Raw genomic sequence first — 10,773 nt, forward strand, 5'->3', positions numbered from 1 at the left:
GATGTCGTCGAGCAGCAGACTTTCTGTAATCTCGAGCTTGAGACGCTGAGGATTCGCCCCGGTCTGCTCGATGATCCTTAGGACCTGCTCGACGAAGTGCGGATCACGGAACTGGCGAGCACTGATGTTGACGGCCAAGGACAGACAGCTGGTTTCGGATTGCCCCGCCCAGACGGCGAGCTGACGCGCGGCGGCCTCGAGCACCCATTGACCGAGCGGCAGGATCAGGCCCGAGGATTCGGCTACCGGGATGAACTCTCCCGGCGAGACCAGGCCGCGCTCCGGGTGACGCCAGCGCAGCAACGCTTCGGCACCCGTCACCTTGCCGGTGTCGTCGACCTGGGGCTGATATTGGAGGAAGAACTGCCCGTCGAGAAGGCCCTGACGCAGGTCCACCTCGAGCGTCGCGCGGCGCGCCAAGACCGAATGCATCTCGGGATTGAAAAAGCGCGAGGTGTTGCGACCAGCACCTTTGGCCTGGTACATGGCCAGGTCGGCGCGTTTGAGGACCTCTTCGAGGCTCTCGCGATGACCGCAGAAGAGCGTGATCCCGATGCTCGGGGTGCTGTGGTGCGACTGCTCGGCGATTCGATAGGGCGGGTTGAGATGGGCGAGGATCTTCTCGGCCGTGCGCTCGGCCTGAGCCGCGGCCTCTTCCGGATGGGTGCTCAAATCCTCGAGCATGACGACGAACTCGTCGCCCCCGAGACGGGCAACGGTGTCGCCCTCGCGCACGCAGGCGCTCAGCCGCTCGGCGACCTGCCGGAGCAGCAGATCGCCGGTGTCGTGGCCGTAGGTGTCGTTGAGCGTTTTGAAGTTGTCCAGGTCGATGAAAAGCAGCGCGCCCTCCTGCAGGCTGCGGGCGCTCTTGGCCTGGGCGTGGGCGAGATGCTCGAGCAGGAGTCGACGGTTGGGCAGACGCGTCAAGGGGTCGTAGAAGGCGAGACGACGGATCTCCTCCTCGGCGGCCTTGTCCCGGGTGATGTCCTGGTTGACGACGACGACCCCCGTAACGGCCCCGTCGTGTCCGCGCAAGGGCACGGCGGAGTTGAGAACGATCTTGCGTGTCCCGTCGAAGCACTCGATCTCGATCTGCTCCCCGAGCGAGGTCTCGCCGCGGGCGAGGGCGCGCGAGGCCGCCCAGTCTTCGGGCTCGATCGGCTTGCCGCTGTCCAGCCACCAGGCCTTGTACTCGCCGTACCTCTCGATCCCGACATAACGGCCGCCGGCCCAAAGCCGTTTCCCGGCTTCGTTGATGAATCGGATCTCGCCGTCCGCATTCAGGAACCAGATCCCGACCGGGAGGAGCTCCATGACGGAGTTGAGAAACGCCTCGCTCTCGCGCAATGCCGCATCGGCAGCCTCGTGTTCCGTGATGTCCTGTAGCGTCCCGACGCTGCAGCGGCGTCCGCTGGACGTCGCGGGCGCGGGCTCGAGACGTGCACGAAGCCAAGAGAGGCGTTCGCCGTTCCGGATGCGGTAGCAGAGCTCGAACGGCTCGCCCGCGCGCGCGGCCCGCCACGCCTGATCGGTGATCTCCCGGTCATCCGGATGAACGGGGCCGAACAGCGCTTGCGGCGTGCAGGGTTTGCCATCGTACGGCCCGAGGATTCGGTCCGCCTCCGCCGAGCGTTGCACGTGACCGCTTGCCAGGTCCATCGTCCAGCTGCCGACCTTGGCGACCGCTTGGGCGCGCATGAGCTCGGACTCGCGGGCACGGATCTGTGTCGTGCGCTCGCGCACCAGGTGTTCGAGTCGTTCACGGTCGGCCCTGGATCGCACCAGCAGGCCGGCGAGGGCGGCCAGCAACAGTGCAAGCGACACACCCGATGCACCTTTGAAGGCCAATCCTGCCGGATCGGACCAGCCGTGAACCGGGCTGACGCTCAACGTCCAGGTGGCGTTCGGCAGCGGCACGGGCTGGTTCACCGGATCAGCAAGTGCCTCGGGCGAGGATTGCTCGATGATCTGCACCGCGCCGCTGCTTGGATCGGTGCGCCAGAGTGCGAACCCGAAACCGCGTTCGTTCAACTGCGACAGCCCGGCGGGTGCGAGTGCCGACGGGGTGCGCAACATCGCCATCGTAAAGCCCCAGAACAGCGGGTTGCCCTGCGTATTCTCCAAGAAAACGGGCAGGCGCCCGACCACACCGACTCCGCCCTGCACCAGCTCTAACGGACCTGCCAGGGTAAGCCGGCCGGTGTCGCGGGCCAGGCGTGCTTCGATGCGTTGCCGGGGATCTTCGAGCAAATCCAGACCGAGGACCGCTTCGTTGGTCTCCAAGGGGAAGACCTGCCGGACGATACCCTCAGGTGCCAGATAAACCGCCTCGACGTTCTCGTAGAAGGGCAAGAGTGCCTGCGCTGTCGTCTCGAATCCGTCGATTCGTCCTCCGCCCTGATGGATCAATGCAGCCAGCGCGTAGGTGACCGACAGGGCGCGATCGATGTGGCTCTCGAGGATGTCCGCGAAATCGTCGGCAACCGCTTCCGCATCAGCTCGGGCGAGTGCGATGCGCTGTTGCTCGAAGTAGGCGATCGCCGTCCCGGCAAGGATGGCGGCTGTCAGGAAGACCGCGGCCGCGACCACCCCGGGTCGGGCGGCGGCTCGCAGGGTGGAATGAGTCATCGCGGTCGAGCTCCATATCTGCCGCCTCCAGTACAAGGCGTGGTCCCGTGCGTCGACGTGGAAACGACGCAGCCGGCTTCGAATAGACCCGTATGCGAGAGTCTGTGGTTGTCGGTTCGACTGTGCGATGTTTTCTATTTTTTTTCTTGCGGGAAACGCCGACGTTGCGCGCTACCCGGCAAAATTCAGTACATCCGCGTGTTGCTGGACGGACGGATTCGATCGGCTTTCCCTCGGCGGATCGCCGTTGCAACACTCCCTCGTTCAGGGGGCATCTCCGGCCTCATCTGCTCCGCGCTCCGGGCGGCGTGCTCCCGCCGGGAAAAGCGCGTCGGCCGGACCCGGAAGCCCGAAGAGAAAGCCCTGAAAGGTTCGGCAGCCATGATGGGCCAGGTAATTGCGCTGCGCTTCGGTCTCGACGCCCTCGGCCATGATCGCCAAACCAAGGCTTTCGGCAAGCGCGACGAAACTGTCGGCGGTGGCGTCGTCGTCGCAATCCTCGAGCACCTCGCGCACGAACGCCGGGGCGATCTTCAGCTGATCGAGCGGGAGACGCTTGAGATATGACAAGGAGCAATAGCCGGACCCGAAGTTGTCAAGGGTAAAGCCAACGCCCGTCTCCTTCAACGCGGTCATCTTGACGAGCGAGTCCTCGGGGTCGTCGAGCAAGGTCGCCTCGGCCAACTCCAGGCGCAGTCGCTCCGGATTGGCCCCGCTCTCGGCAAGTGCCCGGCGGATGTCCTCGACGAGCTCCGGACGGCGAAAATGCGCACCGCTGATGTTGACCGCCAGGTTGAGATCCGCGCTCGCAGGTCGCTTCGCCCACTCGGCCAACTGTGCGCAGGCGCTCGCAAGCACCCAACGGCCCAACGGCAAGGCCAGTCCGAGCGACTCGGCCAGTCCGATGAACTGCGCCGGCGGGATCAGACCGCGCTCCGGATGGCGCCAACGCAGCAGTGCCTCGGCCCCGTTGACACGCCCCTGCGTGTCGACCTGCGATTGGTAGTGGAGGACGAGCTGGCCATCCCCGATGGCATGGCGAAGCTCCCGTTCAAGCGCAGCGCGTTGGTTGACACTCGCCTGCATATTGGGGTCGTAGAACCGCAGTCGATTGCGTCCCGCGGCCTTGGCTTGGTACATGGCCAGATCCGCGTGTTTCAGGATCGCCTCGGCGGTATGCGGCTCGCCGTTGAACATGGCGATTCCGAGACTGGGAGTGCTGTTGTGCTCGGCGCCTGCGAGCATGTAGGGTGTTCCCAGGACGGCGATGATCTTCTCGCCGACCGCTTCGGCCAGGGCGGCGGCCTGAGCCGGATCATCGCCCAAATCCGGGAGCAGGACGACAAACTCGTCACCGCCGAGGCGCGCGACACTGTCGCTTTTTCGCACCGTCTCCGTCAGCCGCTGCGCGACCTCTTCCAGGAGCAGATCGCCGATATGGTGTCCGCGGGTGTCGTTGAGCTGCTTGAAGTTGTCCAGGTCGATGAAGATCAGGGCGCCGTCCAGACCCGTGCGTGCCGCTGCGGCCAGCGTCTGATTCAGTCGGTCGAGCAGCAGCCGGCGATTCGCCAGACCGGTCAAGGGGTCATAAAAGGCGAGCCGGCGAATCGCCGCCTCGTCCGCTTTGCGTTGGCTGATGTCCGTCAGGGTACCGACATAGTGGGTCACGCTCCCGTTGTCGTCTCGCACCGCGGTAACGGTCAGCCATTCCGGAAAGATCTCGCCGTTCTTACGCCGATTCCAGATCTCGCCTTCCCAGTGCCCTTGGTGTTCGATGCGCCCCCACATTTGCGCAAAGAAATCCGGGTCGTGCCGACCCGAGTGCAGCATCCTCGGGGTCTTGCCGACGGACTCCTCGGCCGTGAATCCGGTGATTTGCGTGAATGCCTCGTTGACCCGCAGGATGCGCTCCTCGGCGTCGGTGACGAGCATCCCCTCTTGTGCCTCGAAGGCAATCGCGGCGATGCGCAGCTCCGCCTCGATCTCCTTGCGCGCCGTGATGTCCCGCGCGATGCCGCGCACGGTCAGGACCTCGCCCCGATTGTCGCGGACCACCTCGCCCACGGCGTGCACCCGACGCACGACATGATCGATCGGGCGGATGATGCGATGCTCGATGTCGTAAGGACAGCGTCCGTCCACGGCTGCCGCGAAGGCCGCTTGCACTTTATGGCGCTCCTCAGTCGGAACGAGCGTCATCATCTGTGCAGTGGACTGCGGTACCTGCTCATCGATCCCGTGGATCGCCTTCCAGCCCGCCGAATGTGTCCAGCGATCTTCGACGACATCCCACTCCCAGGCGCCGATGTTTGCGATCCGCTCGGCCTGCTCGAGGAGACGGCGTTCCTGCTCCAAGACCGTCTCGGTCTGCTTACGTGCCGAGATGTCGGTGATCATGGCCAAGGCCCCTGTGACCTCGCCGTCGTCGCCGTAGAGCGGGTTCGTGGTGACAAGCGTCCACAGGTGCGAGCCATCGAGCCGCCTGAAGCAAAACTCGTGCGTCTCGGCGATCCCGGCCCGGCGTTTGACGAGGTTTTGCTCGGCGACCGGGCGAGTGTCGGAATCCAAAAAGTCGAAAAGGGACCGATCGACAAGCTGCTCGGCGCGACAGCCCAGGATCTCCCCCATGCGGGGATTGGCGAAGGTGGTGCGGCCCTCGAGGTCGATCGCCCAGATGCCCTCGTGCGCGGTTTCCACGATCCGTCGGAGCCTTGACTCGCTCTCGGACAGTGCCAGCTCGGCCAACTTACGCTCGGTGATGTCTTCGACGGTGCCGGCGGCGCGCAGCGCTCGGCCGTCATGATCGAATTCGAGAACGGCCCTTTGGCGCAGCCACCGCAGGCTGCCGTCGAGAAGGGTGCGGTGCTCCACGTCATAGGGCTTGCCCCGAAGCGCCGCTTGCCAGGCCGCCTCGACTGCCGCGCGGTCGAGTGGATAAACCTGATCCAGAAAGCGCTCGAGGGTGACGGGTGTGCCGGGCGGCACGCCGGTGATTCGGCCGGCGACGGCCGAAGTGGTCGACCGGTTCGACGGGATATCGAAATCCCAGCTCCCGACCTGCGCGACTTCCTCCGCGCGCTCTAGGTCCGCTTCACGCGCCCGGACCTCGGCCGTGCGTTCGGCGACCTTCATCGCCAGCCGTGCCTTTTGAGTGCGTGCATCGGCCAGCAGCTTCACAAGAGTCGCCAACAGGAGGCTGAAGAGAACCCCCGCTCCAATCCGCATACCGAGCCCGAGCGGATCACCCCATCCCTTGATCGGGCTGAGGCTCAGCGTCCAGGTAGCGTTTGGCACTTCGAGCTGCGCATCGACAGGGAAGGTCGGCTCGACCGACGATGTCTCGATGATCTGTACTTCGCCGGTTGCCGGTTTGGTGGTCCAAAGTCGGTAGGCGATGCCACGCTCGCCGAGCTGCGACAGCCTGCTGGAGGCGAGCACATCGGGGAACGGCATCCGGGCGATGGTAAAGCCCCAGAAGACAGAACTCCCCTGCGCATCCTCGAGGAAGACGGGGAGGCGCCCGATGATCCCGACCTGGCCTTGCACCAACCGATACGGGCCCGACAGTGTCAACCGTCCAGTGTCTCGCGCCAACCGAGCATCGGGGCCGCGCGCGAGGTCGTTCAGGACATCCAGGCCGATCACCTGCTCGTTGCCTGTAAGTGGAGCCGCTTCCCGAATGACGCCGTCCGGAGCAAGGAAAACAGCATCCACTCCCGGGAAATGGGGAAGCATCGCCGTGCCGATTTCTTGGAGGTCGGAGATCCGACCTTGACCCTGTTCAACGAGGGCAGCCAGCGCATGGGTCGCGGATAAGGTGCGATCGATGGCGCCCGCGATCGAAGCTGCATACTCCTTTGCGAGGACGGCCGTATCTGCGCGCATCAGTTGCAGCCGCTGCTGCTCCATGTAGGCGATCACACCGGCCGAAAATGCGAGAGTAACCAGGAGGGTCGCGCCTGCGAGGACCCGGGATGAATTCTTTCTCGTGTTGCCGCGATTACGCATGCTGCTTCAGCGATCCTGTATCGCGTTTTCGTGTCCCGCGGGGCAGGCTGCTTGGGTCGGGTTGCCTCCCGACGGCATACCGGCTGGCCCCCTCGACCTTGCGAAGCCATGCGTTCGGCTGTCCGGACCCGTGGCAAAAATCCGACTGCGCCCGTGTATTAAAGAGTAAACCTTTTGCCGGTGCGGCGTCGATCGAGCTCGATAAACGGCTGTTCTCGTGTTCATCCGCGACCACCGGGTGGGTTTGGGGCGCCATTGGGGCTTTCCAATTTCCTCCCGAGCGCCGATGATTCACGACATGGACGTTTTCCCTCTTCCCATTGCACGTATCGGTATCATCGGCGGCGGTCAGCTCGGTCGCATGATGGCCAAGGCCGCGAAACGGATCGGCTGCACCTGCGTGGTGCTGGATCCGACACCGGGCTCTCCGGCCGGCCAAGTCGCGGGCCATCAAATCGTGGGTGCTTATCACGACCCTGCCAAGCTGCGCGAGCTGGCCGAGTCTTGCGATGTCGTGACTTTCGACATCGAGGACATCGACGCCCAGACACTCATTCAGCTCGGGCGCGAGGGCCACAATATCCAGCCGCCTCCGACCGTGCTGGCCTTGATTCAGGACAAGCTCACGCAAAAACGGGCGCTGAGCGCGGCCGGCATCCCGACCGCGCCCTTCGAGCCGATGCCCGAACCCTCGGCCGACGCCTTCGCCGCATTCGGCTATCCGCTGGTGCAGAAGGCCTGTCGCGGTGGTTACGACGGCCGCGGTGTCTCGATCCTGGACGGCCCGGCGGACTTCGACGCACATCTGCCGGTGCCCTCCCTGGTGGAGCGCTTCATCCCCGCGGCCAAAGAGCTGGCGGTTCTGGTGGCGCGCGGGCTCGACGGGGATCACCGCTGCTATCCCGCGGTCGAGATGCGTTTTCGACCGGGCAAGAACGTCCTCGAGATGCTGCTGGCCCCGGCGCAGATCCCGGCCGAGACGGCCGCCGCGGCCGAGCAGCTCGCGGTGCGCACTGTCGATGCCTTGGGCGGTGTGGGCATCTTCGGGGTCGAGATGTTTCTGACCGAGGCGGGCGATCTGCTCGTGAACGAGGTTGCGCCGCGCACGCACAACTCGGGTCATCACACCATCGAAGCGAACATGACCGACCAGTTCGAGCAGCATCTGCGCGCGGTGGTGGGTCTGCCGCTCGGGTCCACGGAGCAGCTCTGCCCCGCGGCCATGATCAACCTGTTGGGCGCGCCCGGTCACCGGGGGCGCCCCGTCATCAAGGGGATGGCCGAAGCCTTGGCGATTCCGGGCGTCTGTCTCCACCTTTACGGTAAGGCGGCGACCTCGCCCTATCGCAAGATGGGCCATGTCACGGTTCTGGACCGAGACATCGAGCAGGCCCGTATCAAGGCCGAGCGGGTCCGTCGTCTGATCGAGATCTCGGGAGAGGATCACCCATGACCACATCCAACCCATCATCGCCGTCGGCGGATCGCCCGGCCCGAGTCGGCATCATCATGGGAAGCGATTCCGACCTACCCATCATGCAGGATGCCGCGACCGTGCTCGGCGATCTCGGCATCCCCTACGAGATGACCATCGTCTCGGCACATCGCACGCCGAAACGCCTATACGAGTACGCGCAGAGCGCGGTCGAGCGGGGCCTGTGCGTGATCATCGCGGGTGCCGGCGGTGCGGCGCATCTTCCCGGGATGGCGGCGGCCATCACCCCGTTGCCGGTCATCGGGGTGCCGGTGAAGACCTCCAGCCTCTCCGGGCAGGACTCCTTGCTCTCGATCGTGCAAATGCCGGCCGGCGTGCCGGTGGCCACGGTCGCCATCAATGGCGCCAAGAACGCCGGGATCCTCGCTGCCCAGATTCTGGGCGCTTCCGATGCGGAGATACGCGAACGGATCGTCCGCTTCAAGCAGGATCTCGAGGCCATGGTGATGGCCAAGGTCGCGGCGATGGAGCAACCGACGTGAACCCGCTCGCCTATTTCGATCCGGACGATCCCTACCCCGAGAGCGATGGACAGCCGATGGCGGAGAACACGGAGCAGTTCGACTGGATCGTCAAGATCAAGGAAAACCTGGAGATCCTCTTCGCCGATCGGCCGGACGTCTTTGTCGCCGGCGATCTGCTCTGGTATCCGGTTGCGGATCGCCGCGTCTCCGGCCCGGTCGCACCGGATGTCATGGTTGCCTTCGGGCGCCCCAAGGGTCGGCGCGGCTGCTACAAGCAATGGGAAGAGGGCGGGGTGGCTCCGCAGGTCGTCTTCGAGATCCTGTCGCCTGCCAACAGTCTCAAGGAGATGGCCGATAAACTGGCCTATTACGCGCTCTACGGCGTCGAGGAGTATTACCTCTACGACCCCGGCACCAACCGTCTCGAGTTGTGGATCCGTCAAGGCGAGCGGCTATGCCCGATCAGCCACATCAACGGCTGGGTTAGCCCGCGGCTCCGGATCCGCTTTGCGCTCACGCCCGAGACTCTGGAGATCTTTGGCCCGAACGGTCGTCCCTTTCTAACCTCGATCGAATTAGCGCGGCGCGCCGATCAGGCAACCGCTCGGGCGCAAGAGCAAGCAACCCTGGCACAGCAAGAGCGCGAACGCGCAGAGCGTCTCGCCGAACGCCTTCGCGCCCTCGGCATCGATCCCGACGCCGACACCTGACCCGCTGCATCGCGATGCATCGCGGGTCAGTTCAGAGCCGCAAGGATTTCTGCCCAGACCGGTATAGTCCCGCTTTTCCCATCCTGAACCGCGTCGGCGCCGACGCCGATTGATAGAGACAACGCCGCTCCAATCCTAAGACCTCAAATGTTGCACCGGACGCGGATCAGTTCAGCAGCCGACCTCATGCGTCGCCGGGATCAACTCCGCGACCCCGTCGCGTCGGTTCGCCGCAGCAAGCAGATCCGGAATATCCGCCTCGACGACCTCCACCCCCTTGCTCTCGCAAAACCGCCGCTCCTTGTCCGTCGGATCCGGGATCAGCGCCCAACCGGCCGGCGTTCCTGCCCCGTAGATCAGATCCGACATCACCATTCGCTCCGTATCGCGCAGCAGACGCAGTCCCAAAAACAGGTATTGCCGCTCTTGTCGGTGGGTCTTGAGGAAAGCCGGGATCCCGAACCCGCCCATCAGCTCGGTCAGGTAATCCACGAAGTCTGCATCCGAGGCGATATAGGTCGCGTCGGGGCGCGGGCTGCCCATCGGCTTAAAGAGCACGGGAAGGCGTTGATCGACCTCCCCGAGCTCGATCCGGCGATAGGTCGCACCGTCGTAGTGATCGAGTCGAAAGCGATAATCAGTGCCGGCGATGCGCGCGATGCCGCGCACCAGTGTATGCGGGACCCCGAGGTAGGAGTCCTGCAGCTGGGTATCCCGATTGATGTCGATGACGTAGCGCGGCTGTAGATCCTTCAGCCAGTCATGCAGAGGCGCGCGTGTCCAGGTGCGCTGCCCGTAGGTGGTATCCAGAAAGCGGTTGACGGCGCTGCGGCCGCGTTTGAGCTCCACATCCATGGCGGCGCGGGGAAACTCCCACATGAGCCGCTTCGACATGGGCTTGCCGCCGTTCATGGCGAGGATGAGACTGTCGCTGTCCGCCGGGATCGGTTCGCCGGTGGCGGTATCCACCACGCCGGCGAGCGCGCCCGGGCCGAGATAGGGAATCAGATCGCCGCGCGTGAGCGCGGCGGCGAGTCGTTGAAGCATCTTGGTGACCTATAGCGACCGAGAGAGAACATTGAGTAGCTAAGCAAGAACAACGCCACCAATCAAATCCCACGATCACGGGCCGACACGGGTGGTGCGGTACCCCGAATGTCCCCGATCCTCCGCCTCCGTGTTCCCTTCCCGACAATCTAATCCCTTTCGCCTTTGACCTTTTCCCTTAAACCTAGATCCGGCAGTTGACCGCTTCGTGCTTCATGCAAGGTCTTGACGGCCTTGACGATCGCGCTTGTCTGACGGCTCACCGGCTGGGTGAAGGCCGCTACGACCCCCGGGCACGCCCCGCGCGGCGCTCGGCTGCGGTGCAACTCGTTGGCGTAGAACCACTACGCCGCCTCGTCGCGCCTTGCCGGACACCGCGCGGGACGCACTCCAGGGGCCGTTCAACTGCCGGATCTAGGTT

Annotated in this window: 6 protein-coding genes; 3 read left to right on the forward strand and 3 right to left on the reverse strand. The window is 64.7% G+C overall.

What is annotated here, in order from left to right; translation table 11 throughout:
- Window positions 1-2,628: diguanylate cyclase (locus tag GPT33_RS13990; RefSeq protein WP_296809960.1), on the reverse strand; the 2,628-nt coding region annotated here is incomplete at its 3' end.
- A gap of 264 nt (window positions 2,629-2,892) precedes the next feature.
- The gene (locus GPT33_RS13995) at window positions 2,893-6,636 is read right to left on the reverse strand and encodes an EAL domain-containing protein (RefSeq protein ID WP_296809962.1); all 3,744 of its coding nucleotides are present in this window, start codon (window positions 6,634-6,636) and stop codon (window positions 2,893-2,895) included.
- Between the two features lie 298 nt (window positions 6,637-6,934).
- Here GPT33_RS13995 and purK point away from each other — a divergent pair, with 298 nt between their 5' ends.
- Genes purK through GPT33_RS14010 form a run of 3 tightly spaced genes read left to right on the forward strand, consistent with a single transcriptional unit; the run spans window position 6,935 to window position 9,305 of the window.
- Window positions 6,935-8,089, forward strand: coding sequence for a 5-(carboxyamino)imidazole ribonucleotide synthase (gene purK / locus GPT33_RS14000; protein WP_296809965.1), 1,155 nt, complete (start codon window positions 6,935-6,937; stop codon window positions 8,087-8,089).
- Window positions 8,086-8,613: a 5-(carboxyamino)imidazole ribonucleotide mutase gene (gene purE / locus GPT33_RS14005; protein WP_296809966.1), complete on the forward strand. Its 528-nt coding sequence runs from the start codon at window positions 8,086-8,088 to the stop codon at window positions 8,611-8,613. Before purK ends, purE begins: the two co-directional genes overlap by 4 nt.
- On the forward strand, window positions 8,610-9,305 hold the full coding sequence (locus GPT33_RS14010; protein WP_296809967.1) for a Uma2 family endonuclease: 696 nt from the start codon (window positions 8,610-8,612) through the stop codon (window positions 9,303-9,305). Before purE ends, GPT33_RS14010 begins: the two co-directional genes overlap by 4 nt.
- 171 nt (window positions 9,306-9,476) lie before the next feature.
- Here GPT33_RS14010 and GPT33_RS14015 read toward each other — a convergent pair whose 3' ends face one another.
- A complete protein-coding gene (locus GPT33_RS14015) occupies window positions 9,477-10,352 on the reverse strand; it encodes an SIR2 family protein (RefSeq protein WP_296809968.1) in 876 nt (291 codons plus the stop codon).
- Window positions 10,353-10,773 lie beyond the last annotated feature (421 nt).

This window comes from Thiocapsa sp. (assembly GCF_011390875.1).
Lineage (GTDB): Bacteria > Pseudomonadota > Gammaproteobacteria > Chromatiales > Chromatiaceae > Thiocapsa.

What these genes read in the sequence shown, in the direction of transcription:
- purE (WP_296809966.1), top strand. Translation starts at nt 8,086, where the DNA reads ATGACCACATCCAACCCATCATCGCCGTCGGCGGATCGCCCGGCCCGA.
- GPT33_RS14015 (WP_296809968.1), bottom strand. Translation starts at nt 10,352, where the DNA reads ATGCTTCAACGACTCGCCGCCGCGCTCACGCGCGGCGATCTGATTCCC.
- GPT33_RS13995 (WP_296809962.1), bottom strand. Translation starts at nt 6,636, where the DNA reads ATGCGTAATCGCGGCAACACGAGAAAGAATTCATCCCGGGTCCTCGCA.
- purK (WP_296809965.1), top strand. Translation starts at nt 6,935, where the DNA reads ATGGACGTTTTCCCTCTTCCCATTGCACGTATCGGTATCATCGGCGGC.